This is a genomic window from Xanthobacter tagetidis (assembly GCF_003667445.1).
Lineage (GTDB): Bacteria > Pseudomonadota > Alphaproteobacteria > Rhizobiales > Xanthobacteraceae > Xanthobacter > Xanthobacter tagetidis.
Map to the genome: position 1 here is coordinate 64,427 of NZ_RCTF01000007.1, position 25,653 is coordinate 90,079.

General features: G+C 66.0%; 25 protein-coding genes. 15 read left to right on the top strand and 10 right to left on the bottom strand.

Annotated elements, in window-relative coordinates:
• Positions 1–33 precede the first annotated feature (33 nt).
• A complete protein-coding gene (locus tag D9R14_RS10250) occupies positions 34–1,239 on the top strand; it encodes an ABC transporter substrate-binding protein (protein ID WP_121623234.1) in 1,206 nt (401 codons plus the stop codon).
• A gap of 210 nt (positions 1,240–1,449) precedes the next feature.
• Here the strand turns inward: D9R14_RS10250 and D9R14_RS23105 are convergent, their stop codons facing one another.
• Complete coding sequence (locus D9R14_RS23105) at positions 1,450–1,638, bottom strand: hypothetical protein (RefSeq protein WP_170168569.1); 189 nt, start codon at positions 1,636–1,638, stop codon at positions 1,450–1,452.
• A 296-nt stretch (positions 1,639–1,934) separates the two neighbouring features.
• Here D9R14_RS23105 and ehuB point away from each other — a divergent pair, with 296 nt between their 5' ends.
• The 6 genes from ehuB (at position 1,935) to D9R14_RS10285 (ending at position 7,249) form a co-directional block, all read left to right on the top strand.
• Entirely contained in the window at positions 1,935–2,819 is an 885-nt protein-coding gene (ehuB, locus tag D9R14_RS10260) for an ectoine/hydroxyectoine ABC transporter substrate-binding protein EhuB (protein WP_121623235.1), read from the top strand.
• Positions 2,820–2,829: 10 nt separating this feature from the next.
• Positions 2,830–3,486: an amino acid ABC transporter permease gene (locus D9R14_RS10265; RefSeq protein WP_121623236.1), complete on the top strand. Its 657-nt coding sequence runs from the start codon at positions 2,830–2,832 to the stop codon at positions 3,484–3,486.
• A complete protein-coding gene (ehuD, locus tag D9R14_RS10270; RefSeq protein ID WP_121623237.1) occupies positions 3,479–4,135 on the top strand; it encodes an ectoine/hydroxyectoine ABC transporter permease subunit EhuD in 657 nt (218 codons plus the stop codon). The genes D9R14_RS10265 and ehuD overlap by 8 nt, the downstream gene beginning before the upstream one ends.
• A 13-nt stretch (positions 4,136–4,148) precedes the next feature.
• Positions 4,149–4,913, top strand: a complete 765-nt coding sequence (locus D9R14_RS10275; protein ID WP_121623238.1) for an amino acid ABC transporter ATP-binding protein — start codon at positions 4,149–4,151, stop codon at positions 4,911–4,913.
• Positions 4,914–4,968: 55 nt separating this feature from the next.
• Positions 4,969–6,153: a mandelate racemase/muconate lactonizing enzyme family protein gene (locus tag D9R14_RS10280; protein ID WP_342634782.1), complete on the top strand. Its 1,185-nt coding sequence runs from the start codon at positions 4,969–4,971 to the stop codon at positions 6,151–6,153.
• 97 nt (positions 6,154–6,250) lie between these two features.
• Positions 6,251–7,249, top strand: a complete 999-nt coding sequence (locus D9R14_RS10285; protein WP_121623240.1) for a D-2-hydroxyacid dehydrogenase — start codon at positions 6,251–6,253, stop codon at positions 7,247–7,249.
• A 222-nt stretch (positions 7,250–7,471) separates the two neighbouring features.
• Here the strand turns inward: D9R14_RS10285 and D9R14_RS10290 are convergent, their stop codons facing one another.
• The 3 genes from D9R14_RS10290 to D9R14_RS10300 all read right to left on the bottom strand — a co-directional run bounded on the left by D9R14_RS10290 (position 7,472) and on the right by D9R14_RS10300 (position 10,777).
• Positions 7,472–8,473 carry a LysR substrate-binding domain-containing protein gene (locus tag D9R14_RS10290; protein ID WP_121623241.1) on the bottom strand — a complete coding sequence of 334 codons (1,002 nt, stop codon included), beginning with the start codon at positions 8,471–8,473 and terminating at the stop codon, positions 7,472–7,474.
• A gap of 211 nt (positions 8,474–8,684) precedes the next feature.
• Positions 8,685–9,320 carry a hypothetical protein gene (locus tag D9R14_RS10295; RefSeq protein ID WP_121623242.1) on the bottom strand — a complete coding sequence of 212 codons (636 nt, stop codon included), beginning with the start codon at positions 9,318–9,320 and terminating at the stop codon, positions 8,685–8,687.
• 371 nt (positions 9,321–9,691) lie between these two features.
• On the bottom strand, positions 9,692–10,777 hold the full coding sequence (locus D9R14_RS10300; RefSeq protein WP_147453001.1) for an AraC family transcriptional regulator: 1,086 nt from the start codon (positions 10,775–10,777) through the stop codon (positions 9,692–9,694).
• 113 nt (positions 10,778–10,890) lie between these two features.
• Between D9R14_RS10300 and D9R14_RS10305 the strand changes: the two genes are divergently transcribed.
• Positions 10,891–12,300: a DUF1254 domain-containing protein gene (locus D9R14_RS10305; protein WP_121623244.1), complete on the top strand. Its 1,410-nt coding sequence runs from the start codon at positions 10,891–10,893 to the stop codon at positions 12,298–12,300.
• Between the two features lie 81 nt (positions 12,301–12,381).
• On the opposite strand, the gene D9R14_RS10310 is transcribed toward D9R14_RS10305, so the two are convergent.
• A complete protein-coding gene (locus D9R14_RS10310; RefSeq protein WP_121623245.1) occupies positions 12,382–12,831 on the bottom strand; it encodes a RidA family protein in 450 nt (149 codons plus the stop codon).
• Positions 12,832–13,079: 248 nt separating this feature from the next.
• Here D9R14_RS10310 and D9R14_RS10315 point away from each other — a divergent pair, with 248 nt between their 5' ends.
• A complete protein-coding gene (locus D9R14_RS10315) occupies positions 13,080–13,973 on the top strand; it encodes a LysR family transcriptional regulator (RefSeq protein ID WP_121623246.1) in 894 nt (297 codons plus the stop codon).
• Between the two features lie 61 nt (positions 13,974–14,034).
• Here D9R14_RS10315 and D9R14_RS10320 read toward each other — a convergent pair whose 3' ends face one another.
• From D9R14_RS10320 to D9R14_RS10340, 5 genes are all read right to left on the bottom strand, one after another.
• Positions 14,035–15,627 (bottom strand): MFS transporter, encoded by a 1,593-nt coding sequence (locus tag D9R14_RS10320; protein WP_121623247.1) that lies wholly within the window; start codon positions 15,625–15,627, stop codon positions 14,035–14,037.
• A gap of 123 nt (positions 15,628–15,750) precedes the next feature.
• Positions 15,751–17,628, bottom strand: a complete 1,878-nt coding sequence (locus D9R14_RS10325) for an amidohydrolase (protein WP_245420705.1) — start codon at positions 17,626–17,628, stop codon at positions 15,751–15,753.
• 60 nt (positions 17,629–17,688) lie between these two features.
• Positions 17,689–18,378, bottom strand: a complete 690-nt coding sequence (locus D9R14_RS10330; protein ID WP_121623248.1) for a hydrolase — start codon at positions 18,376–18,378, stop codon at positions 17,689–17,691.
• Positions 18,379–18,422: 44 nt separating this feature from the next.
• Complete coding sequence (locus D9R14_RS10335; RefSeq protein ID WP_184759611.1) at positions 18,423–18,674, bottom strand: DUF1427 family protein; 252 nt, start codon at positions 18,672–18,674, stop codon at positions 18,423–18,425.
• Between the two features lie 312 nt (positions 18,675–18,986).
• A complete protein-coding gene (locus D9R14_RS10340) occupies positions 18,987–19,763 on the bottom strand; it encodes a TetR/AcrR family transcriptional regulator (protein WP_245420707.1) in 777 nt (258 codons plus the stop codon).
• 138 nt (positions 19,764–19,901) lie between these two features.
• Here D9R14_RS10340 and D9R14_RS10345 point away from each other — a divergent pair, with 138 nt between their 5' ends.
• The 6 genes from D9R14_RS10345 to D9R14_RS10370 all read left to right on the top strand — a co-directional run bounded on the left by D9R14_RS10345 (position 19,902) and on the right by D9R14_RS10370 (position 25,533).
• Entirely contained in the window at positions 19,902–20,684 is a 783-nt protein-coding gene (locus D9R14_RS10345; RefSeq protein WP_121623249.1) for an SDR family NAD(P)-dependent oxidoreductase, read from the top strand.
• Between the two features lie 12 nt (positions 20,685–20,696).
• Positions 20,697–21,908: an acyl-CoA dehydrogenase family protein gene (locus D9R14_RS10350; protein ID WP_121623250.1), complete on the top strand. Its 1,212-nt coding sequence runs from the start codon at positions 20,697–20,699 to the stop codon at positions 21,906–21,908.
• Positions 21,905–22,927, top strand: coding sequence for a phosphotransferase family protein (locus D9R14_RS10355; RefSeq protein ID WP_121623251.1), 1,023 nt, complete (start codon positions 21,905–21,907; stop codon positions 22,925–22,927). Before D9R14_RS10350 ends, D9R14_RS10355 begins: the two co-directional genes overlap by 4 nt.
• A gap of 15 nt (positions 22,928–22,942) precedes the next feature.
• Positions 22,943–23,659, top strand: a complete 717-nt coding sequence (locus D9R14_RS10360; protein WP_210210836.1) for a CoA transferase subunit A — start codon at positions 22,943–22,945, stop codon at positions 23,657–23,659.
• A complete protein-coding gene (locus D9R14_RS10365) occupies positions 23,659–24,306 on the top strand; it encodes a CoA transferase subunit B (protein WP_121623253.1) in 648 nt (215 codons plus the stop codon). Before D9R14_RS10360 ends, D9R14_RS10365 begins: the two co-directional genes overlap by 1 nt.
• 129 nt (positions 24,307–24,435) lie before the next feature.
• Positions 24,436–25,533 carry a CaiB/BaiF CoA transferase family protein gene (locus D9R14_RS10370; RefSeq protein WP_121623254.1) on the top strand — a complete coding sequence of 366 codons (1,098 nt, stop codon included), beginning with the start codon at positions 24,436–24,438 and terminating at the stop codon, positions 25,531–25,533.
• Positions 25,534–25,653: the final 120 nt, after the last annotated feature.

The following is a 25,653-nucleotide window of genomic DNA, read 5'->3' on the forward strand; positions in this document are numbered from 1 at the left end:
CGGTCAAAATCAAGACGAACGGGAGGAACAAAAATGAGCAGATTTCGCGTTAAGTCAGCGTGGATTGCCGCGCTCTCACTGGCCATCATGGGGTCGGCGGGCGCAGCGGACGAGCCTTTCCGCATCGGCGTCATCGACGACATGTCCGGCACCTATTCCGGAAACGGCGGGCCGGGCACCGTGCTCGCCACCACCATGGCGGTCGAGGATTTCGGCGGCTCCGTGCTGGGGCGCAAGATCGAGGTCATCCAGGCCGACCACCAGGGCAAGCCTGACATCGGCTCCACGCAGGCGCGCCAGTTCATCGACACGCGCGGCGTGAAGGTCATCCTGCCGGGCGGGTCGAGCTCGGTCGGTCTCGCGGTGCAGGCGATCGCGCGCGAGCGCGGCATCACGACACTGGTCAGCGGCGGCTACGCGCCCAATTTCTCCGGTGACCAGTGCTCGCCCTATGGAACTCAGTGGGCGCCCTCAACCGCCGAGTTGGCTCGTTCGGTGGCGCGGGGCGTGGTGGAAACCGGCGGCAATCGCTGGTTCTTCATCGTCGCCGATTACGTCTTCGGCCAGACGCTCGCGAGCGATGCGGGCAAGGCTGTGAAGGCCGCCGGCGGGCAGGTTCTGGGCGAGGTGAAGCATCCGCTGAACTCGGTCGATCTGTCGTCGCCGCTGCTGGCGGCGGAGTCCTCGGGTGCCAACGTGATCGGCGTCGCAAATGCCGGTCCCGACCTCGTCAACACCGTGAAGCAGTCCAAGGAATTCGGCGTCAAGGCGAAGCTCGCCACCATGCTGGTGTTCGAGAACAATGTGACCGCGCTCGGGCTCGATGCGGCCCAGGGCCTGCGCCTCGCTGCCAACTTCTACTGGGACCTCAATCCCGAGACCCGCGCCTGGTCGAAGCGCTTCATGGAGCGCAATGGCGGCAAGGTGCCGACCATGGGCCATGCCCTCGCCTATGTGGCCACCACGCACTATCTGAAGGCTGTGGCAGCCGCCAAGACCGACGATCCGACGATCATCGCCACCACGATGCGCGCCATGCCGATCACAGGGAACATCATCCAGAACCCAAAGATCCAGGCGAACGGGCGCGTGGTGTCCGACATGCATGTGTTCGAGGTGAAATCGCCGGCCGAATCCAGGGGCCCGGCGGACATGTACAAGCTCCTCGCCACGCTGCCCAGCGATGGACTGTTTATCCCTGCTGCCGAAAGCGGATGCCGCCATCTGATCGGGCAGTAGGACAAGGCCGGCGCCCGCAGCGCGGGTCAGAGCAGGTGCCGACCAGCTTGCAAGGCAATCTGGTCGGATACCGCGTTCTTCTGCCTCGCCTGCAAAAGGCGCTCCATTTTTCAGGAGGCTCAGGCGTCAGCCCGCATCGCAGCAGTGCCCCTTGCCGCAGCGATGCGGGCTGGCCTGCCCCTGAAAAGTGGTCCTTCGTGACGTCGACTTTTAGCTGAAGTGCGGATCGACCACCGGCGAGAAACGCGAGAAGCTGTCGCCCACGGTCCGCACGCGGACCTTGCGGCCGGCGCCCCGTTGATCGTGGACGAAGTCCATCCCGTCCACCACCGGCATCCCATCAGCGCCCTGCTTCAGGATGAACGCCTTCTGGGCCTCTGAAAACGGCGATGCCTTCATCGCCTTGCGCTCCTCCCGCGCTGAGGGGGGACGCGCGGAAAACTCCAACTCCGACCGATCCGGTTTCCTGGGCTCAGATCTCCGCCGCCCGGGAAAGCGCACCCCTATAACATTTCAGAATAGCCTGAGCCCCTCTTGCTATTAGACCGGAAAGCAATCCGCCCCATAGGATCGGTCGCAGCGAAGCGTCGTTTCCAGGTGGACGCTGCGGAGCAGAAAAGCCGGTCGCCTGCTGCCGCACCAGCCCACGCCGCCTTTCGTCGAAACAGATCCTAACCAGGGACAGGGAACAGGACATGGGAAAGAGATTCCAGTCGGCCTTCACGGCAATCGCGGTCAGCGCGCTGGCCGGCCTTTATGCGCTCCCACCGGCACAGGCGGCTGATACAAAGGACAGAATCCTCAGCGAGAAGAAGCTGGTGGCCGGCATCCATAACGGAAAGCCGTGGGGCTACAATACGCCGGATGGAAACGTCGAAGGGTTCAATGTCGACGTGGTCCGGGCTGTGTTCGAGCCGCTGGGGGTGAAGGAGATCAAATTCGTCACCGGCGATTTCGGCTCGCTCATTCCGGGGCTGCTTTCCAACCGATTCGATATCGTGGATTCGGCCGTGGTGATCACCGAGGAGCGTTGCAAGCTGGTCAGCTTCGGCGATCCTGAACTCACCAGCGTCGACGCGCTTCTGGTCAAAAAGGGCAATCCGAACAAGATCGCCAGCTTCAATGACGTGATCAGAAATCCCCAACTCAAGATCGGTGGCAGCCGCGGCAGCCAGCAGGCAAAGAATGCCGAGTTGGCTGGCGTAACCGGCGATCAACTCCAGCTCTTCCAAAATACCGAATCGACCATTTCCGCCCTGGTGGCCGGCCGCGTCGACGGCATCACCTTCACGTCGGGCACGGCCAACGCCCTGCTGGCCACACCGCAAGTCGCGGCCAGTGTCGAGCGCGCGACGCCCTTCACCGGCCGCACCGATGCCAACGGCAAGCTCGTCGTCTCATACGTCGCCGCGGTCTTTCGTCCGCAGGACGAGGACTTGCGTACCCTCTTCAACAAGCGCCTGGCGGAGCTGAAAGCCGACGGCACGATCGCCAAGATCATGGCCAAGTACGGCTTCTCGCCCGATGAAAAGGCTCCGGATGGCCTGACCAGCACCGAAGTCTGCGCAGGCAAGAAGTAGACCCCGGTCCATGAGCTTTCTTGACGTCCTGTCGGTCATCTGGAGTGGCTTCGGCGTAACCGCCGAGGTCACTCTGCTCAGCCTCGCCTATGGCGTGCCGTTCGCATTGATTTTCGGCATCCTGCAGTTCACCACGCAGGGCTGGTGCCGACACGCCGCAACGATTGTGATTGAGTTCTGGAGAAGCTCTCCAGTCATCATTCTTTTGTTCGTATTTTACTATGCCTTGCCGCTTGCGGGTCTGACGCTTCAGGCAATGTCCGTCGCCGCCTTGGTGCTCGGACTGAATATCGGTGGCTATGGCAGCCAGGCGGTTCGCGCGGCGCTTCAGTCGCTGGATCGGGGGCAGTATGAAGCCGGCATGGCGATGGGGCTGACCAGAATTCAGACCCTGATGCTGATCGAACTTCCTCAAGCCCTCAAGGCAATGGTTCCCACTTTCGTCAACCTTCTGATCCAGCTCGTCAAGGGCACCGCCTTGGTGTCATTGATTACGCTGGCCGACATGACCTACAAGGCGAAAAGCGTGGCTCAAATGACGTTTGACCCCGCGTCCGCTTACATGGGTCTGCTCCTGTCCTACTTCATCATCTGCTATCCACTGACCATTCTTGGCCGCAGCTTGGAGCGTCGTCTGGCCGTGGCGAAGGAGGGCGGCCATGTTTGATTTCCCATTCATGCTGTCAACCGTGCCCGTCCTTCTCAAGGCGATGGGCACCACGATCTGGGTGACCCTTGTCGCCAGCATCGGCGCGGCCCTGCTGGGATTTTCTTTCGAGATCGCGCGCCGCTCCGGCCGTTATTCCGGATATGCCATGCGATTTGTGATCGACTTCATCCGGTCGACGCCGATCCTGGTTCAGATCTACTTCTTCTACTTCGTGCTTCCCCAGTATGGCGTCACGTTGCCGGCTTTGGTGATCGGCGTCTTCGCTTTGAGCCTCTATTATTCAGGCTACTTGGCCGAAGTATTCAAGGCGGGCATCGACAGCATCCCGGCGGGGCAGTTCGAGGCAGCCAAGTCACTGGGCCTTGGCAGGTTGGATACCACGTTGCTCATCGTGCTTCCGCAAATGCTCCGCGCCGTCGCTGCACCGATGGGAAACTACTTCGTCTCCCTGCTCAAGGCGACGCCGTATCTTGCGGTGATCTCGGTTCATGAAATGCTCGGAACGGCGCTCGATATCGGCTCGGAGACCTTCCGATACCCGGAGCCGATGATTGCCGTCGGGATCATCTTCCTGGTTCTCGCGCTGACGATCGCCCAGGCCGTGCGTTGGCTGGAGCTTCGGCTTCTCGCGTCTCTCAAGCGGTAGTGATGGACATCGGATGACCCAAGAACACGACGCCAAGTCCGATGATGATGCCATCGTTCAGATCAGAAATCTGCACAAATGGTACGGGCCGTTTCATGCCTTAAAGAACATCAGTCTCGATGTTCGTCGCGGAGAGAAGATCGTCATCTGCGGGCCCTCGGGATCGGGCAAGTCGACCTTGATCCGTTGCGTCAACGGGCTGGAACGGTACAGCGAGGGGCGGATCCTGGCGAACGGTCATCTGGTCGATCACCGGTCCGATCACCTGCGCCTGATTTGTCAGGAGGTGGGAATGGTGTTCCAGCACTTCAATCTCTTCCCCCATCTGACGGTGATGGAAAACTGTACGCTGGCGCTGACCAGGGTGCGCAAGATTCCCAAGGCTGAAGCGATCGAGGTTGCGCAGCATTTTCTTGAGCGGGTCCGCATCCCGGAGCACGGCAACAAGTATCCCAGCCAGCTCTCCGGCGGCCAGCAACAGCGCGTGGCCATCGCGCGGTCGCTCTGCATGCGGCCGAAGGTCATGCTTTTCGACGAGCCGACGTCGGCACTCGATCCGGAAATGATCAAGGAAGTGCTCGAGGTCATGACGGGCCTGGCCAGGGAAGGCATGACCATGCTGTGCGTCACGCACGAGATGGGGTTCGCCCGAGAAGTCGCCGATCGCATCGTCTTCATGGATGCCGGGGCCATCGTCGAGGAAGCCCCGCCGGAAGAGTTCTTCGGCGCAGCCAAGCATGAGCGCAGCCGGAAGTTCCTGTCACAACTGCTCCACTGATCGGGAGCCGTCGGGCCTGCTGGCCCCGAAATGTCCTGAATAAGATGAAGTATATCTGAAGGTAGACGTTATGAAAATCCGTGAAGTGAAAATCTATTGCACCGTCACGGGACGGCTGCGCCCGGTCGTTATCGAAGTCATCACCGACGAGGGTATTACCGGGGTGGGCGAAGCGGGCGTTGCCTATGGCTTGGGCCAGACCGCGGCGGCCGGCATGATCAAGGAGATCGCCGAGCGTATGCTCATCGGTCGGGATCCGTCGCGCATCGAGGCGCTTTGGTCGGAGATGTACGACCACACGTTCTGGGCCAAGGGCGGCGGCGCGATCGTCTTCGCAGCCATCAGCGCCATCGAGCAGGCGCTGTGGGACATCAAAGGCAAGGCATTGGGGGTTCCTGTCTACGAACTGCTCGGCGGAAAGTTTCGCGACGAGGTCCGTGTCTACGCCAACGGCTGGGGCCAAGAGCACATCGAGGTCAAGGCCTTTGTCGATGCGGCCGAGAAGGCCGTGGCGCAGGGCTATGACGCGCTGAAGTGCTACCCCTTCGCCTATCGCGATCCCAACCCGATGGCCACGTCCAAGCATCCGTCGCTGCGGTCCTTGGACAAAGACGTCTTGAAGCTTGCCCTCGAAAAGGTAAGGGCTCTGCGTTCGGCGGTCGGTCCGGACGTCGAAATCATGTTGGATCTCAGCGGCGGCCTGACGTGCGACGAAACCATCAGGTTCTGTCGAAAGCTGGAAGATCTGGACCTTTTCTTCGTCGAAGAGCCGTGCGACCCCTTCGATGTGGGTGCGCTGAAGAAGATCTCCGACCACGTGCGCATACCCATGGCGGTTGGTGAGCGTCTGTACACCCGCTATGGCTTCCGCAAGGTGTTCGAAGCCCATGCGGTGGACGTGGTGCAGCCGGACATCTGCCTTGCCGGCGGCTTGATGGAGACCAAGAAGATCGCCGCCATGGCTGAAGCCTATGACATGCGCGTCCAGCCCCATGTCTGCGGTAGTCCCCTCGCGACGGCGGCTGCGCTCCAGATGGATGCCTGCATCTCGAACTTCTGCATCCAGGAACTCTATCCTTACTGGCAGACGGCGGCCGACTATGTCGAGATCACCGACGATCCGCCCGAAGCGCGCGTCAAGAACGGCAAGATCGCCATTCCCTCCACGCCGGGCCTCGGCATCAACCTCGTTCAGAAAGCGGTTCAGCCGTTTCTTTGGGCGACGGTCAAAGGCCACTGAGCCCGCTTGGCAACGGGAGCGGGGTCGTCCGATCCCGCTCCGCGGTTCTCCCTCGCCAGGCTGCGGCGCTCCGAAGGTCCGCAAGAGGCAAAAAGTCATGGTGGATCAAGATTGGACCTTCGCGCCCCGGATCTATGTGGAAAATACCCGTGGCCGCGATCCTGCCTATGAGGTCACCACGGAGGGCGTCACCCGGAATCTTCAGTCCATCTGCCAACCGGCGGAGCTGAGCTGCCACTTTGCCGACACGCGCAATCTGGATGCGCTGCGGCGCGCGGATATCCTAATCGCCGGCCGCTTGCCCACCGCGGTCATCGCGGAGCACGCGAAGAACCTGAAGATCATCCAGTGCACCAGCGCTGGCGTCGAGAGCTACATCCCCTTCGACTGGCTTGGGCCGAACACGACGCTGACCAATGCCAGCGGGGTGCACGCATCGAAAGTGGGCGCGTTTGGGCTGATGGCAGCTTTGATGCTCCACGAAGGCGTGCCGCACGTTGCCACAAACCAGCGGCAGCACGTGTGGAAGCGGCAGTTACGCGGCCCGTGCGCCGGGCGTCGCGTCCTGATCTATGGGGTGGGCGCCATAGGTGGAGCGGTGGCCGAACAGCTCCGTCTCGCCGGCTTTCGAACCATCGGAATCCGCCGCCGCGGCGCGCCCCATCCAGCTGTCGAACGCATGACGACGCCGGACCGTCTTCACGAGGAACTGGCGCAGGCGGACATTCTGATCCTCGCCTGCCCGCTGACTGCGGAAACGCGCGGTCTGATCGGAGCCCGGGAAATCGCGGCGCTACCCAGCGGGGCAGGGCTGCTGAACATCTCTCGCAGTGCCGTGCTGGACACTTCGGCGCTGGTGTCCGCCTTGGTGAAAGGACATCTCTCCGGCGCCATACTGGACGTGTTCGCGACGGAGCCGCTTCCCAGCGACGACGCTCTGTGGGATGTCCCGAATCTGATGGTATTTCCCCATGTGTCCGCAGATGATCCCGATGGCTACATCGATCGGTGCCTTGCCATTCTCGCTGACAATCTGCTGCGCGCCAGGTCTGCACTGCCGCTGCGCAACGCCATCGACCCCGAGCGGGGCTATTGACCGTCACCCTCCGTGACGCCCCGCCTGTATTCAGCCGGTGAGCATGGACCCTGGCCGCGATCGAGGATGGGCGGTCTTTGCGACCGATCACCCATCGGGACGTCTGCCGGCAAGGATGAAGTCGTTCTGCTCGCTTTTTGCCTGTTGAGCTCCTGGATACTCTATTTCTACACACGAATTCTTGCCAATCCAGGGGCTCTCAACCCTGTTCGCGGCACTCTCCTAATCGTCATAGCCGCGCGGCTTGCGGATCCACGGTCCGGGTGGCGCGATCATTCCGATGGCGCTCCGGGCTTCTTCATCCGTCATGACTTTGTGTCGCTCCAGCGCCTTTTCTATAAAGCTGACGATCTGCCCGTGCGTGGTCTTGCGAAATGACTTAACGGTCTTCGACAATTGGCGGTCTGGCGGATAGATCATCAGCGCATGGAAGTTCAGGCGGGGAACGAAGGGGCGCACCACCAGATCGTCCGGCGCGACTTCGCCGAGGCTGCAGGGGTTGGTCAGCCCTACGCCCATTCCCCGGGCGGCAAGTTGGCAGATCGACAGGGCGAAGTGCGTTTCATGAACAATGTTCCGATGTATCCCTCGTTTCTCGAACAGCGCGTCGATCCGCTGCCGCGTCCGGTCCACATGGGACAAGGAAATGAACGGCACATCGGCCAGATCCTCAGGCCTGATGACCGATTTTGATGCGAGAGGATGCCCGGGAGGCATGACGCAGACCACTGGCGGGGCTATGAAACTCTCGGAAATGATCCCGGATAGGTCCACCTCGTCGGCGACGAACCCGATGTCGAACTGATCGTTCGCAATTCCATCCCTGACAATAACAGAGCTTATGATGTCCATTTTAATGATGGTTCGTGGCTCTGCCTTCGCAAAAGAAGCCACTACATCAGGAATGAAAGAGAACCCCAGAGACGGCAAGGCGCCGATTCTCAAGTGGCCTTGCGACTGGGTCCGGATATCCTGCGCGATCAGCTCCAGCTTACGCAGTGATAGAAACGCTCGGTCCACGCCCTGATGAAAGATACGACCCTCCGGCGTCGGCTGCATGCGACCACGTTCGCGGTCAAACAGCTTCAGCTTGATCTCAGATTCAAGCTGGCTGATCAGCCGGCTGACCGCAGGCTGGGATACGCCCAGAATCTCAGCCGCCTTGATCGTCGTTCCGACGGACATCAGGGCATTGAACGCCTCGATTTGCCTGTGGCTGATCATACTACCCGCCTTCCTGTCCCAAAAGATGCCGTCTGGTCATCGTGACCGGGTGCGCCATTTCCGCCTGAGGTCCCCACCACTTGCGCCACGCGGGCGTATCTCCGGACGCGGGGCTGCGGCGCGGATCAGCCGACGGGTGTGACTATCCGGCAGATGTCTCGTGCGCATTTCAGCGCGGCCTGAATGCCGGGCCGCCACCTTCAGCCCCGGCCTATTCGGCGTTGGGCGACGGATAGGTCAGCGTATACATCCAAAGTCTCGGCTTCAGCGTCATGAGGTCGGGGTCGTTCGATGGAATCTCCACCTCGCCGATGAAGCGGCTGAGGTGGTCCGGGGGAAGTCCGCCTTCGATCTCGAAATATCCGTCAAAGCCGCAGCCGCCGGGAAGGTCGGCGAGCGCCGTGTCTTCGAAATGTCCCGCGCCCGCCACGTCGAAGCCGAAGCCGTTGATCCTGAACGGCTTGCCGGCGCGCTGCTCGAGCTCCGCTATGGTCATGCCGTTGCGCAGGCCGAGCGGGCCGCTCCATTGGTTGTCTTCGCCGAAAACGGTGATCGTGCTCGCAAGCCGTCGCCGCTTCAGGTCGTACCACTCGATTTCGACCCGCCGCTGCGGCTCTTTCGCGAACAGAACCGTGGCCTTGGCGACCTCGCCGCCGGGGCGGTTCACCGTCTCGAAGGTGACGTTCCCGGCGCCGTAGGCGCGCACCAGGCCGCGGTGGCTCGCCGTCTTCGCGAACGCGTCCTTGCAGGCGATCACGAGGGGAGGGGGCTGCGGCCGGCCCGGCGCCTTCGCAACGGCTGGGGACGCCAGAAGAAGCAGCGGGACGAGCGGGAGAAGGCAGCGCATGGCGCCTTCTACCATGGCGCGCGGCGCCGCAACAAAAGGGGCAGGGCGCACGTTCCCATCCACATCCGGGAAGGCCGCTTTGGGTAAAGATCGGGAGCTGGTTCCGCATGGGGACGCCCGCGCTGCTCAGGTGTTCTTCTAAAGGTGTCGCCCCCAGCCCACATCAGGATGCCGACAGACGGAGCGTGCCCACATGGCTCTGGCACGCCAAGAAGCGGCGCCTCGACGGGCAAGGCCCTTGCGCCGCATGCAAGCACGAAACGCTCCAGGCCCCGGCGGTGTCATGGCAGTTTCGGCGACGGCTCATTGAGGAGCGCGGCCCACGCCGTGCCAGGCCGTGGAACGGGCGCCATTCGTGAGCGGGGCGGCCCTCAGAGAGCGCTGCGCTTCAGTCCACGCCGGAACTCCTCGGGCGCAAGGCCGGTTGCCTTGCGGAAGGCGCGCGCGAAGTTTGCCGGCGCCGAATAGCCGAGCTCGGACGCGATGTCGGTGACGGTTGCATTGGTGCCGCGCAGCAGCTCCGTGGCCCGCTTGGCCCGGATGACGTTTCCGAGGCTGCGGAAATCCGTGCCATGGACCTGCAAGACCCGCTGCAGCGTCCGCGTGCTGAGGGCGAGCGCATGCGCCGCCGCATCCAGCGATACGGTCCCGGCCAGCACCTGCGTCCACACCTGCGCGGAGACCACGCCGATCAGATCGCCGCGGCTCGCCGGGTCGAGCCGCGCGCGCGCAAGATCGTCGACGGTCATCAGCCGCCGTCTGGACGAAAGCGGCCGCCGCACGCCGAGAAGGGAGGCCCGAAACCAGATGGCCACCGCCGGCGCATCGAAGACAACCGGGCAGCCGAAGGTCTCTTCGAAGCTCAAGGCCGCCCGCGGGCGCGCGATGTCGAGTTCGATGCGCACCGGATGCCAGCCCGGCGGGGCAAAGGATCGGCACAGATCGAGCATCACGCCTGCGGCACCCGCGGCGATGTGGAGATAGGCCGGGCTGCGGCGCGCCGCGCTGAAGTAGGCGAAGCGCGCCATGCCCTCCTCCACCGACAGTGCGATGGCTTCGCCGCAACTGTGAAAGCCGATGGTCGATGCCGCCCGGCGGATGGCATCCCCAAGGGTATCGCCGGCGAGCACGTAATCGCCCCAGCACCCATAGGCTTCGAACGTCAGATAGGGCGCGACCATGAGACCGATATGCTCTTCCTTCGTCCGCCGTTCGATCTCGCTGAGGAAATCGCACATGGTCGCGTGCGGAATGAAGCAGTCGCGATCCTCGATCAGCTCGATGTCGAGCATCGCCGCGCGGTTGGCCTGCCGCAGCACGGTTTCCCCAAAGGAATGGCGTACCAAAGCCGGGACCCGAGCCAGAGCGGTGACCGAAATCATCGTTGGCGTGCCCGCATCCGCCGCGCGGGGGAGCTTGCGCGGGACTGGCGCAAAATGAGTGGTGGCCCCGACCAAGACTGTCCATTCCTTCGCCACCGGGCGAGCCGTGCTGGCCTGGTGCGCAGAATATTGCCATGCCGGCCGCCGCAGCGCGAGCCGGCATCCGGCAGTCACAAAGGGGAACGCTCATGCGAAAGATTTCGAGCCTGCTGCTGGCCGCAGGCATGATGGCGTCCGCCGGAGCGGCGCAGGCCGTGACCCCCGACGAGGCGAAGAAAATCGCCCTCGACGCCTATGTCTACGGCTACTCGCTGGTGACCACCGAGGTCACGCGGGTGCAGATGACCAATGTCGAGAAGCCCGAGGGCATGCACGCGCCCATGGGCCAGTTCTTCAACGTCAAGCGCTACCCGCCGGCGGACTATCGCGGCGTTTCTGCGCCGAATGCGGATACGCTCTATTCGGTCGCCTGGATGGACCTGGACAAGGAGCCCTGGGTCTTCTCGCACCCGGACATGGGCAATCGCTATTACCTGTTCCCGACCTACAGTCTCTGGGTGCCGGTGATCGCCTCTCCTGGCTCGCGGACGGCCGGCGGCAAGGCGACGAGCTATCTTCTGGCCGGTCCCGGCTGGAAGGGCGAGGTTCCCAAGGGGGTGACCAAGATCGACGTCCCCACCCGCTATGTCCTGATCCTCGGCCGCACCTACGCCACCGGCACCGAGCAGGACTACAAGGAAGTGAACGCCCTGCAGGCGCAGTACGACCTTCGCCCGCTCTCAAGCTACGGCAAGGCGGACTACGTCTACAAGGCGCCGCCGGTCGATCCCAATCCCGGCTACTCGATGACCGACAAGCCGCAGGAGGTGATCCTCGGCATGGGCACCGAGGGCTATTTCAACCGCCTCGCCAGGCTGATGTGCCATGACGCCCCGCCCGCGGCGGAAGACGCGCCGATCCTGGCGGAGATGGCCAAGATCGGCATCGCGCCCTGCAAGCCGTTCAGCCTGGCCGCGCTCGGCGCCGAAACCGCCGCGGCGCTGAAGGACCTGCCGCAGCAGGCGCTCGACCATCTCGGCAAGAACGAGACGAAGATGGGCGTCGAAAGGAACGGCTGGGTCTTCGCCATGGTCGGCACCTATGGCACGGACTACCTCAAGCGCGCGGTGCTGGCGGCGTTCGGCTGGCCCGCCAACCTGCCGCAGGACGCGGTCTATCCCTACACCTTCGTGGACAAGGAGGGCCAGCCGCTCACGGGCGCCAACAGATATACCCTGACCTTCGCCAAGGGTCAGGAGCCGCCGGTCGACGGCTTCTGGTCGATCACCATGTACGAGATCGACAAGGGCTGGTGGTTCGTGCCGAATCCGCTGAACAAGTTCACGGTGAGCCCGCGCAACAACCTTGTTCCCAATGCCGATGGCTCGGTGACGCTCTATTTCCAGAACGAAACGCCCGGCAAGGACAAGGAAGCGAACTGGCTCCCGGCCCCCAAGGGCGCGTTCCTGCCGATGCTGCGGATGTACTGGCCGAAGGAGAAGGACCCGTCCATTCTCGACGGCAGCTGGACGCCGCCCCGGGTCGTCAAGGTGAACTGACGGCGTCGCCGTCGAGACCGACCGTCCTCCGCCAGGACCCCGCAAAGCCCGCTCAGGGCTTTGCGCTTTTTCGGCGGCCTCTCACGGCCGGGCGACCACCGCGCGGAAGGCGACTTCGACCAGTTGTACGGGCTGCGCGAGCGCGGATACCACGAAGATGCTGCTGGCGCACTGCGGGACGTCCCGACCGTACATCTCCTTGCGGACCTTGGCGGCGGCAGCAAAGCCGGCGGGCATGTCGAGGACGAACACGGCTTCCTCGACGACGTCGTCCAGCGAGGCGCCGAATTCGGCGAGCAACTTCTTGGCGTTGACGTATGTCTGGCGGAACTGGTTCTCCATCTGGGAGTAGTCTGCGGGCCGGCCTGCATCGTCCAGTGCGGCGGCCGCAACGAAATTTCCTTCGCCGTCATGGCTCAGTTGGCCGGACAGGTAGATCGTGTCCTTGACCTGGATCGCCTGCACGTAGCCATATCCCGCTTCCCAGGCAACGCCGTGGTTGGCGACTTTCTTGATGACTTCTGATTTCATCGAATGACCTCCTCGTCGGGGTGTTCGGCTTTACTGCGAAAGGACTGCCGCCCGGCGGAGCGGACCGCGTGCCGCTCCGCCCATGCTGCCAGGAGGGCCGCCCTTCCTTCGGGTCGCCGAGCCATCGGTGCGGAAGGGCAGCGATCTCCCAAGGGCCGGCCCGGGCAGGACTCTTGTCTAGGCCGGTTGCCGCCCTCAATGAATTGCAATATTCTTCACGATTGAGTTGCGGGATCAGTAATAATCAAATGGACCATTACAAGAGCCTGAAAACCTTTCTCCTCGCCGTCGAGAAGAAGAACTTCGCCCAGGTCGCGCGGGAGCTGGACATGACGCCCGCCGCCGTCACGCGCGCCATCGCCGCCTTGGAGGCGGAACTCGGCGTGCAGCTGTTCGTGCGAACGACGCGGCAAGTCTCGCTCACGACCGACGGCGCGATCTATGCGGCCCAGATCAAGCCGGCGCTCGACACCCTCGACACCGCCCGCCGCGACGTCATGAACGCGAGCAAGGTCGATGAAGGTCGCCTGAGGATCAGCGCCCCGATCTGGCTGGGAAAAGCCATTCTGCCCGAGATCATCGCGGGGTTCCTGAAGCTCAATCCGAAAATGAGCTTTCAGGTGTCGCTCTCGGACGGACTGGTGAACATCATCGAGGACGACTACGACCTGGCGATACGCATCTCGCTCCAGCCATCGGACAAGTACACCATCTGGCGCAAGATCTGTGTCGTTCCCCGGATACTCGTCGCGGCGCCCGGCAGCCGCTTCGCGGCGATGACGCATCCGAGCGAGCTCAACCCCGACGACTGCCTGGCGTATAGCGGCGACAGCCGCCGCGAGACATGGGTCCTCTCCGATGGAGGCTCCACGGTGACCCTCCCGGCTGGCCGCGCGTTCAGCGCCAACAGCGGCGAGGTTCTCGCCGAAATGGCCGCAAGTGGACTGGGCGTGGCGCTGCTGCCCGGGTTCAACATCGCGGAACATCTTCGCGCCGGTCGGCTGGAGCGCGTCTTCAGAGGGTGGGCGCCCCCCGATCTCTGGCTGACGCTCTATTATCCCCCGTTCCAGAAGCTGCCGCCGCGGATCGCCGCATTCTCGAAGTTCTTCGAGGAGCATCTTCCGCGCGATCTGCACCCGTGAGCCGGATCGGCGCGGCCGCGGCACCGGCGCGGCAGGACCTCCGGCCGCAAGGCATGCTCGCTCAGAGCGGCTTGAGCATGTGCCTGACGGCGGGCGGGCCATCGCCGAGATGGAAGGCGCGGAGCACATCCTGATCGAGCTGGTCGGTGCGGGTCGTGCGCGCATGCTGGCGCTGATGCTCCAGCCAGCTTTCCACGATGAAGGCCTCGACGACCCGGCCGGGCTCGGCCACATCCTCCCACACGTCCCAGCGGATGGCGCCGTCGCGCTGCCGCACGGAGCGGAACCTGCGCAAGGCCGCCACGAACTCCGCCAGCCGCGCCGGCTCGACGCGATATTCGATCTCGATGAGAACCGGACCGCGATCATCCTCCGGCTGGACTGAAACCACCGGCTCGGCCCAATGGTTCGAGGGCGCGAGATCCATTGCCTGATCCTGTGGCAGGCGCCAGCGGAACGCCAGGACCAGCGCCGCCGCCTGGCCGATAGCCGCAACGGCAAGGGCGGTGGCGACGCCGGCGTTGCTCGCGAGCGTGCCCCACAGGATGCTGCCGCCGGTCAGCGCGCCCTGAAACACGAGCAGATAGACTGCGAGCGCGCGCGCCTTCACCCATCCCGCCGAGGCCATCTGCGCGGCCACGTTCAGGGCGGTCAGCATGCCGATCCAGGCGAGGCCGGCCGCGAACATCACCGCTCCGGCGATCCAGGCATTGGGGACCAGCGAGAGCGCCAGCGTCGCCAGCGCGAAGAGCAGCGTTGCGCCCACCGAAATCGTGTTGGCCGATACGGCTTTCCGCAGCCGCTTCAGGAGGAGCGCACCCACCACCGCGCCCGCACCCATGCACCCCAGGAGCGCGCCGTAACCCGCCGCGTCGAGCAACAGCCCGCGCCGGGCGACCAAAGGCAGCATCGCCCAGAGCGCGCTGCCGAACAGGAAGAAGCCGGCCGCCCGGATCAGCACGAGGCGCATCGCGGGAGAATGGCGGGTGTAGCGATAGCCGGCCTTCAGCGCGCCGAAGAAATGCTCCGGCGGCAACGCATGGGCGGTTTCGGGACGCTTCCAGGTCACCAGCACGTAGAGCACGGCCAGGACCGAAACCGCGTTCAGCGCGAAGACGGCGGGCGTTCCGGCAAGCGCGACGATGACGCCGCCAAGGGCCGGGCCGATGGCGCGCGAAATGTTGACGCCGAGGCTGTTCAGCGCGATCGCGTCCGGCAAGGCCTGCTTGTTCACCAGCTCCGGCACGATCGCCTGGAACACCGGCGCGCTGAGCGCCGCGGCGATGCCGAGCACGAAGGTCGCCGCCAGCAGCACCTCGGGTGTCGTGAGACGCTGCAGGGTCAGGAGCGCCAGGAGCGCCGCGGCGACGAGGCTAAGGGTCTGTGCCGCCAGCAGCATCTTCCGCCGGTCGACGATGTCGGCCATCGCCCCGGCGGGAAGGGCGAGGAGGAACATCGGCAGCGTGGTCGCCGCCTGGACCAGCGCGACGAGCAAAGGGCTCGGCGACAGCGAGGTCATCAGCCACCCGGCGCCCACATCGTGCATCCAGGTGCCGACATTGGAGATGATCGTGGCGATCCACAGCGCCCGGAAGACCGGGAAGCTCAGTGGCCCGGACGCACCGGCGGATCCTGTCGGTTGCGGCGCAGTCATGCCTGCTCCTTTCGCCCGCGCAACGGCGGGGCCGAATACATTGAAATCGTTCGCCCGTGCCGCCCTTGGGCCGGCCGTCCGGCAGCGCGGGCGAAGCGCGGTTGCTGCGAAGCGGCGGCGCGGTCAGACCGCCCAGCAGCCGCAGCCGAGCGCGCCCCAGAATGTGCGGCTGTCGGACGCCGGCACATGCGCACCGAGCGCGCCCGCGTGGTCGTGGCCGTGCACGGCGCAGCCGTTCGCGCAGCCGCAATTCAGCGTCAGCTTGGCACGGGCTTCCCTGGTCTTGTAATAGCCGCCGACGGTCGCGACCGGCGACCAATCCGGCATCGGCGCGGGCAGTTCGGGTGCGCGCGAGGCATGGTCGCCCTCGCCATGCACGACCCTGCCACCGAGCGCGGTCAGAACCGACCGCAGGTGGACGATGTCGCTCTCCGGCACCGAGAAATAGTCGTCCGACAGCACGGCGAAATCCGCGAGCTGGCCGGCCTTGATCTGGCCCTTCCTGCCCTCTTCGTTGGAGAACCAGGTGTTCGCCTCGGTCCAAAGCCGCAAGGCGGTTTCGCGGTCGAGGCGGTTGTGCTGCGGATAGAGCGCGAGGCCGCCGACCGTCTTCGATGTGACCAGCCAGGACAAGGAAACCCAGGGATTGTAGCTGGCGACGCGGGTGGCGTCGGTTCCGGCGCCCACCGGCACGCCGGCGTCCATGATCTTGCGGATCGGCGGGGTGCGCTCGGCCGCCTTCGCCCCGTAGCGCTCGACGAAGTATTCGCCCTGAAACGCCATGCGGTGCTGCACGGCGATGCCGCCGCCGAGCGCGGCGATCCGGTCGATATTGCGGTCGCTGATCGTCTCGGCATGATCGAAGAACCAGTTGATGCCGGCGAGCGGCACGTCGCGGTTCACCTTCTCGAACACGTCGAGCGCCCGGTCGATTGTCTGATCGTAGGTGGCGTGCAGCCGCCAGGGCCAGCGGTTCTCGGCCAGCAGGCGCACCACCGGTTCGAGATCCGCCTCCATATTCGGCGGCATATCGGGCCGCTCGACGCGGAAATCCTCGAAGTCCGCGGCGGAATAGACCAGCATCTCGCCGGCGCCATTGTGACGGTAGACGTCGTCGCCCTGTCCAGGCGTGACCTGCTTCACCCAGGCCGAGAAATCCGCGAGTTCCTCCTTGGGCTTCTGGGTGAAGAGATTGTAGCTGATGCGCACGGTCATCTCGCCGTCGGCATGCAGCTTCTCGATGATCCGGTAGTCGTCGGGATAGTTCTGGAAACCGCCGCCGGCATCGATCACGCTGGTGACGCCGAGCGCGTTGAGTTCGCGCATGAAGTGGCGGGTGGAGTTGATCTGGTACTCCGGCGGCAGCTTCGGCCCCTTGGCCAGGGTCGCGTAGAGGATCGTGGCATTCGGCTGCGCGAGCAGCAGCCCGGTCGGATTGCCGGCGGCATCGCGAACGATCTCGCCGCCCGGCGGGTTCGCCGTCGCCTTCGTGTAGCCGACGACGCGCAGCGCGGCCGCATTGAGCAGGGCCCGGTCGTACAGGTGCAGGATGAAGACCGGCGTGTCGGGCGCGACCGCGTTGATCTCCTCCAGCGTCGGCAGGCGCTTTTCCGCGAACTGATGCTCGGTGAAGCCCCCGACCACGCGCACCCATTGGGGCGTGGGCGTGCGGGCGACCTGCGCCCTGAGCATCGCCATGGCATCCGAAAGGCTGGGCACGCCGTCCCAGCGCAGCTCCATGTTGTAGTTCAGCCCGCCGCGGATGATGTGCGTATGGCTGTCGATGAGGCCGGGGATCACGCGGCGCCCCTGGGCGTCAATGATGTCGGCCTCCGGCGCAGCAGCCCGGACCTCGGCCTGCGAGCCGACGAGCAGGAAGCGCCCGTCGCGGATGGCGATGGCGTCGGCGACCGGGTTCTGTCGGTCGAGGGTCGTCACCTTGGCGTTGACGATGATCATGTCCCTGCTGGGCACGCCGTTCTCCTTCGCATGCGTCGCCATCGGCGCGGTCGCGCCTCGGGTCGGTCCGGGCATCCCCGGACCTGCCCGAGAACGGATGTCTCAGGCCGCCGGCTTCGGGGCGAGCACCGGGCCGTGATCCACGCGCTCGGGCGCCTTGTGGACCATGGTGTAGGCGTAGTCGACGCCCATGCCGTAGGCGCCGGAATGCTCCTTGACGATGGAAATAACCGCGTCGTAGGTGCCGCGACGCGCCCAGTCGCGCTGCCACTCCAGCAGCACCTGCTGCCAGGTGACCGGGACGACGCCCGCCTGGACCATGCGGTCCATGGCGTATTTGTGCGCATCGACAGAGGTGCCACCGGACGCGTCCGCCACCATGTAGATCTCGTAATCGGTGTCGGCGAGGCACGACAGGGCGAAGGTCGTGTTGCAGACCTCGGTCCAGAGGCCCGACACGACGATCTTCTTGCGGCCTTGCCCGGCGTTTGCTGCGAGCGCTTCCCGGACTTTGAGATCATCCCAGGAATTCATGGAGGTGCGCTCCAGCAGTGGCGCCTCGGGATACACTGCGAGCAGTTCCGGATAGGTGTGGCCCGAGAAGCTCTCCGTTTCCACCGTGGTGATGGTGGTCGGGACGTCGAACACCTTGGCGGCCTTGGCAAGGCCGACGACGTTGTTCTTCAGCATCTGGCGGTCCATCGACTGAACGCCGAACGCCATCTGCGGCTGCTGGTCGATGAAGATGAGCTGGCTGTTCTGCGGCGTCAGGACCTGAAGTTTGCTGGACATGGGGAGCTTCCCTTTGTGAGCGGTCGGAATTGATGCGGCAGGCCTCAGGTGCGGTCGCCCGCCTCCGGCGCCTTGTCCGGGGTGCGCACCGCGAACGATTTGTCGTGAAGGCAGGCCTGTAGGAAGCTGCCGTGGCCCCTGAGCCACTGCACGCCGGCTTCACCGGCCAGCATGCCCAGGAGGCCAAGCAGGGCGATGATCGGCGGCGCCGGCGACCGCACCGAGAACAGGCCGTAGGCCACGCCGATCCCGAGCCCCATGCCGAGCGAGATGAGATAGGGCTGCAACTGGCTCATGGTCATCGCGCGCACCTGGAAGGAACGCGCTTGTATTTGACTATAGCGCCCGTGCTCCAGGCGCGCGCACGCTGGAGCGGTCGGCGAGGCAGGCATCTGATCGGTTCGGGCATCGCTGTCGGTCCACTCGTGCCTGCGCACTGGCCATGACCTTAGATACCGATGATCACCATTGCTGAGAATTGCCGCGAATCGCCCCATTGAATTGCAGAACGCGCAACAATTGGCACTCTGGCCCACGTCTCCGCGGACCGCTCCCCAAGTGCGCGTGCAGGGTGCGCGTACAAGGTGCGCGCGGATGGCGCGCCCGGTTCACATGACGTCGGCGCCGAGCGCCCGCTCCGCGAAGGCGGCGAGGCCTTGGGCGAAGCGCTCCGGGGTGATGCCGCGGCGGCGATACTTGGCGCGCTTCACATACCAGTCCTGCACCATGGGCTTGATGAAGGCGGCGGCGAGCGCGACGTCCTCCGCCCGGAACAGGCCCGCCGCGCGGCCCTCCTCGATCACGGCGGAAAACAGCGCCTCGGTGCGCGCCTCGCTCGCCACGGCGCGGGCGCGCGCCTCGGGCGGAAAGGCCTTCGCCTCCATGTAGACGAAGGTGAACCAGTCCAGCATCGCCTCGGTGAGCGCCACATGGGCGCCGATCAGCCAGGCAAGGCGGGCGCGCGCGTCGGGCAGGCCCTCCGGCGGATGGCCGAGCACCTCCTCCACCACCTCGGCCACCACGTCGAGGATCATGGAGAGCAGCATCTCCTTGGAGGAGAAATAGGCGTAGAGCGCGCCCATGCTCAGCCCCGTGCCCTCCGAGAGGTCGCGCAGGCTCATGGAATGGAAGCCGCGCGCATTGGCGAGCGTCAGCGTCACCTGGGCGATGTGGGCGAGGCGCGGCACCGCAACCGCCGGCTTCTTGATGCGGATGGTGGCGCGGTGGCGCGTCAGCATCCGCGCCGCCAGCGCCTCAGGCGAGAGGTCGAGGTCGACCGGAAGGCCGAACGGCACAGGCCGGGGCGATCGCGCCGCCGCGCTGCCCGCGGCGGTCCCGCCGGCCCCGGCCGGTTCCGCCACATGAACGCCCGTCCGCTTCGCCAAATCCCTCTCCCCGCCGCGCCCGAGACCCGCCAAACACTTGCCTTGGGAAATCGCCTGCGTCTATAAAGCGAGCGCTCGCTCGATAAATCAAGACCACGGATGCGGCGGGCCCGGCGGCGCGGCTTCGGGAGGGTCGGGATGGGCGATCAGGCTTCGGATTTCACCGTGTCTCTCAAGGGTCGGGTGGCGCTGGTCACCGGCGGGTCGCAGGGGCTCGGCGCCCACTTCGCCCGCAGCCTTGCCGCTGCGGGCGCCGAGGTCGCGGTGTGCGCCCGCAGCCGCGCGGGTTGCGAACGCGTAGTGGACGAGATCGCCGCCGCCGGCGGCACCGCCCGCGCCTTCGCGCTCGACGTCACGGACCCCCGATCGGTGGAGGCGGCGGTCGCCGGCACGGTCGCGGCGTTCGGCGGGCTCCACATCCTGGTCAACAATGCCGGCACCGCCACCACCAAGGCGCTGCTGGACGTGACCGCCGACGACTGGGACAAGGTGGTGGACACCAACCTCAAGGGCGCCTTCCTCACCGCCCAGGCGGCAGCCAAGGCGATGATCGCCGCCGGCACAGGCGGCACCATCGTCAACATCGCCTCCATCGTCGGGCTCAGGGTCGCCGGGCAGGTGGCGGCCTATGCCGCCTCCAAGGCAGGGCTGATCCAGCTCACCCGCGCCATGGCGCTCGAATGGGCGCGCCATTCCATCCGCGTGAACGCGCTGTGCCCCGGCTATGTGGAAACCGACTTCAACCGCGACTTCTTCGCCACCGACGCCGGCAAGGCGCTGGTGCGCCGCATCCCGACCCGCCGCCTCGGCACGCTCGACGACCTCACCGGGCCGCTGCTCTTCCTCGCCTCCGGCGCATCCGCCTACATGACGGGCGCGGAGCTGGCGGTGGACGGCGGCCATCTCGTCTCCTCCCTCTGAAGGCCCGCCGCCATGGACTTCACCATCTCCCCCGCTCTGGACGACCTGCGCGCGCGCATCGCGGCCTTCGTCGCCGCGAACGTCATGCCGCTGGAAGCGGACCCCGCGTCGTACGACGCCCACGAGAACATCCGCGCCGATCTGCTCTCTAGCCTGCGCGCCAAGGCGAAGGCCGAGGGCCTGTGGTGCCTGCAATTGAAGCCCGAGAATGGCGGGCTCGGCGTCGGCCGCATGGGCATGGCGGTGTGCTACGGCGAGATGAACCGCTCCATCTTCGGCCCGGTGGTGTTCAATTCCGCCGCTCCGGACGACGGCAACATGATGGTGCTGGAGGCCTGCGGCACGCCCGAGCAGAAGGCGCGCTGGCTCGCCCCCATCGCCGAGGGCAAGGTGCGCTCCGCCTTCGCCATGACCGAGCCGCATCCCGGCGGCGGCTCCGACCCGGGCATGATCGCGACCCGCGCCGAAAAGCAGGCGGACGGCTCCTACCGCATCTACGGCCGCAAGTGGTTCATCACCGGGGCGCAGGAGGCGGCGCACTTCATCGTCGTCGCCCGCACCTCGGACGACGAACGCACCGGGCTCACCGCCTTCCTGTTCCACCGCGGCCAGCCGGGCTGGCGCATCGTCCGGCGCATCCCCATCATGGGGCCGGAGGAGCATGGCGGGCACTGCGAGCTGGAGTTCGAGGGCCTGCATATCCCCGCCGAGGACGTGCTGCTGGGCGAGGGCAAGGGGCTGAGGATGACGCAGATCCGCCTCGGCCCGGCGCGCCTCACCCACTGCATGCGCTGGCTCGGCCTCGCCGAGCGCTGCGTTGCCATCGCCCGCGACTATGCCGCCGTGCGCACCGGCTTCGGGGTCAAGCTCGCCGACCGGGAGAGCGTGCAGCTCATGCTGGGCAAGGCCGCCATGGGAATAGAGATCGGCCGCCTGCTCACCATGAAGGCGGCGTTCGAGCTGGACCAGGGCCGGCTCGCCCGCAAGGAGGTGTCCATGGCCAAGATCCAGGCCGCCAACACGCTGCACCAGGCAGCGGACATGGCGATCCAGATCAACGGCGCGCGCGGCTATTCCAAGGACACCGTGCTGGAATGGATTTACCGCTACGCCCGCCAGGCGCGCCTCGTGGACGGGGCGGACGAGGTGCACCAGATGGTGCTCTCGCGCTTCCTCGACAAGGAAGGCGACGGCTTCTGGCGCTGGCCGGTGGCGGCGTCATGAGCGGTGCCGGCGACGCCCCGGAATTCGACGCCGCCGCGCTCGACGCCTTCCTGAAGGACCGGCTCGACGGCACCTCCGGCCCCATGGCGGTGAGCCGCATCGCCGGCGGGCAGTCGAACCCCACCTTCTTCGTCACCTATCCCGGCCGCCGGCTGGTTCTGCGCAAGCAGCCGCCGGGCGAGCTCCTGCCCTCCGCCCATGCAGTGGATCGGGAATACCGCGTCATCAGCGCGCTCGCGGGCATGGGAGTGCCGGTGCCGCCGGCGGCCCTGTTCTGCGCCGACCGCGCCGTGGTGGGCACGCCCTTCTACGTGATGGAGCGGGTGGACGGCCGCGTGTTCCACGACTGCACCCTGCCGGGGGTCGCGCCCGATCAGCGCGGCGCCATGTACCGCGAGATGGCGAAGGTGCTGGCCGCGCTCCACAATGTCGACTTCGCCGCGATCGGGCTTGCCGACTACGGCAAGCCCGGCAACTACTTTGCCCGGCAGATCGCGCGCTGGACGCGCCAGTGGGAGCTGTCGCGCACCCGCGAGGACGCCGACCTCGACCGCCTCGCGGCCTGGCTCGCGGCCAACGTGCCTGAGGACGAGACCACCAGCATCGTCCACGGCGACTTCCGCATCGGCAACCTGATGTTCCACCCCACCGAGCCGCGCGTGGTGGCGCTGCTCGACTGGGAATTGTCCACCCTTGGCCACCCGCTGGCGGACCTCGCCCATTCCGCCATGGCCTGGGTGTCGCTGCCTGAGGAGTATGGCGGCATCCGCGGGCTCGACCTTCCCTCCCTCGGCATCCCCGACCTTGAAACCTATGTCGCGGCCTATTCCGCTTCGGCCCGACATGGGGCAAAGATGACGAACTTTCATATGGCCTTCGCATTGTTCCGCTGGTCTGTCATCTTCGAGGGGATCGCGGCACGGGCGAAGGCGGGCAACGCGGCGTCGCAGGACGCCGCGCAGACCGGGTTGCTGTCGGCGGCCTTCGCCCGGAGGGCGGCCGAACTCATTTGGCCTTGAGGCATCAGGGAGGGGATCTTGCGAAAGAAGGTCTATGCGGACGCGGCGAGCGCGCTCGACGGCGTGCTGGCGGACGGCATGACGATCATGGCCGGCGGCTTCGGCCTGTGCGGCATTCCGGAGAACCTGATCGCGGGCATCCGCGACGCCGGCGTCAAGAACCTCACCGTCGTGTCTAACAATTGCGGCGTGGACGATTTCGGCCTCGGCATCCTTTTGGCCAACGGCCAGATTCGCAAGATGATCTCGTCCTATGTCGGCGAGAACAAGCTGTTCGAGAAGCTCTATCTCGGCGGCGAGCTGGAGCTGGAATTCAACCCCCAGGGCACGCTGGCCGAGCGCATCCGCGCGGGCGGGGCGGGCATCGCCGGCTTCTACACCAAGACCGGCTACGGCACCGTGATCGCCGAGGGCAAGCCCACCCGCGAGTTCAACGGCCACCATTACGTGATGGAGACCGGGCTCACCGCCGACCTCTCCATCATCAAGGCGTGGAAGGCCGACAAGGAAGGCAACCTGATCTACCGCAAGACCGCGCGGAACTTCAATCCGATGATGGCGACCGCCGGCAAGATCACCATCGTCGAGGTGGAGGAGCTGGTGGAGATCGGCGAGCTGGACCCCGAGAACATCCACACCCCCGGCATCTATATCGACCGCATCATCGTCGAGCAGGGCGCCGAGAAGCGCATCGAGAAGGTGACCACCCGCAAGCGCGAAGAGGTGAAGTGATGGCCTGGACCCGCGAGCAGATGGCGGCCCGCGCCGCCCAGCAGATCCGCGACGGCTTCTACGTCAATCTCGGCATCGGCATCCCGACCTTGGTGGCGAACGCGCTGCCGCCGGGCATGACGGTCTCGTTCCAGAGCGAGAACGGCATGCTGGGCATCGGCCCCTTCCCCTATGAGGGCGAAGAGGACCCGGACCTCATCAATGCCGGCAAGCAGACCGTGACCGAGGTGCCAGACACCTCCTATTTCTCCTCGTCGGACTCGTTCGCCATGATCCGCGGCGGCCACATGGACCTGTCCATCCTCGGCTCCATGCAGGTGTCCGAGCAAGGCGACATCGCCAACTGGATGGTGCCGGGCAAGATGGTGAAGGGCATGGGCGGCGCCATGGACCTGGTGGCCGGGGCCAAGGAGGTCATCGTGCTGATGGAGCACGTGGAGAAGTCCGGCGCGCCCAAGCTGGTGACGCGCTGCACCCTGCCGCTCACCGGTACCCACGTGACCGACTTCGTCATCACCGACCTCGCGGTGTTCGAGTTCACCAAGCGCGGCGGCACGCTGGTGCTGAAGGAGCTGGCGCCGGGCGTGAGCCTCGACGAGGTGCGCGCCAAGACCGAGGCGAAGTTCGACGTCGGCCTCGCCAACTGAGGCCCGGCGCGCCTTCGCGCAGCCGAACGAGCGACGCGCCGCCGCCCCGCGGCGCGTCGCTCTCGTTCCGCCGACCGTCCGGCATCGACACGGGCGGCGGCGTCCGGGAGACGACGCAAGGAAACCGACATGGCCGACCCTGCGACGGGGCCGCTCGCCGGCCTGAGGGTGCTCGAATTCTCCGCCATCGGCCCGGTGCCGCTGGCGGCCATGCTGCTGGCGGACATGGGCGCCGACGTGGTGTGCGTGACGCGGCCCGGCACCACGCCGAAGGACCCGCGCGACATCGTCTCCCGCGGCCGCCGCTGGGTGGAGCTCGACCTCAAGGACCCGGCCGGCAAGGCGGCGGCAAAGCGCCTCGCGCTTCGTGCCGAGGTGCTGCTGGAGGGTTTCCGCCCCGGTGTCATGGAGCGCCTCGGCCTCGGGCCTGACGACCTCGCCGCGAACGCGCCGCTGGTCTATGGCCGGATGACCGGCTGGGGCCAGGACGGCCCGCTCGCTTCCACCGCCGGCCACGACATCAACTACATCGCCATCACCGGCGCGCTCGACGCCATCCGCGGCCGCGACGGGGCGCCGACGCCGCCCTTGAACCTCGTCGGCGACTATGCAGGCGGGACCATGTTCCTGGTCTCGGGCGTGCTGGCGGCGGTTATCGCGGCGCGCGCGAGCGGCAAGGGCCAGGTGGTGGACGCCGCCATGTGCGACGGCGTCGTCAGCCTGCTTTCGCTGTTCCACGCCTTCGCCGCCCACGGCCGCATGGGTCCGCCGCGCACCAACATGCTCGACGGCGGCGCCCATTACTACAACACCTACCGCTGCGCGGACGGGCGCTATCTCAGCGTCGGGCCCATCGAGCCGCAATTCTATGCCGAGCTGCGCCGCATCGCCGGGCTCGACGATCCGGCCTTCGACCGGCAGAACGACCGCGCGCTCTGGCCGGATCTCACGGCGCGCATGGACGAGGTGTTCGCCCGCCGCACCCAGGCGGAATGGGTGGCGGCGTTCGCGGGCTCGGATGCCTGCGTCGCGCCGGTGGTGGGGCTGATGGAGGCGCCGGAGCATCCGCACCTCGCCGCGCGCGGCGCCTTCGTGACCCGCGAGGGCGTGGTGCAGGCCGCCCCCGCCCCGCGCTTCTCCCGCACCCCCTCCCAGGTTCCCGACCGCCCCATGGGTCTTGCCGCATCGGCGGACGATGTGCTGGCCGGCTGGGGCGCCGGCGCCTGATTCCACAGGGCACGCGGGTCCGGCCGGGCGCGGGAGCGGCAGCACGCCGCAGGCGGTGATCCCCAGCGCCCGGACCCCGCAGACGCATCCGATGACCGCCGTCAGCCGCTCGGGCTGCGG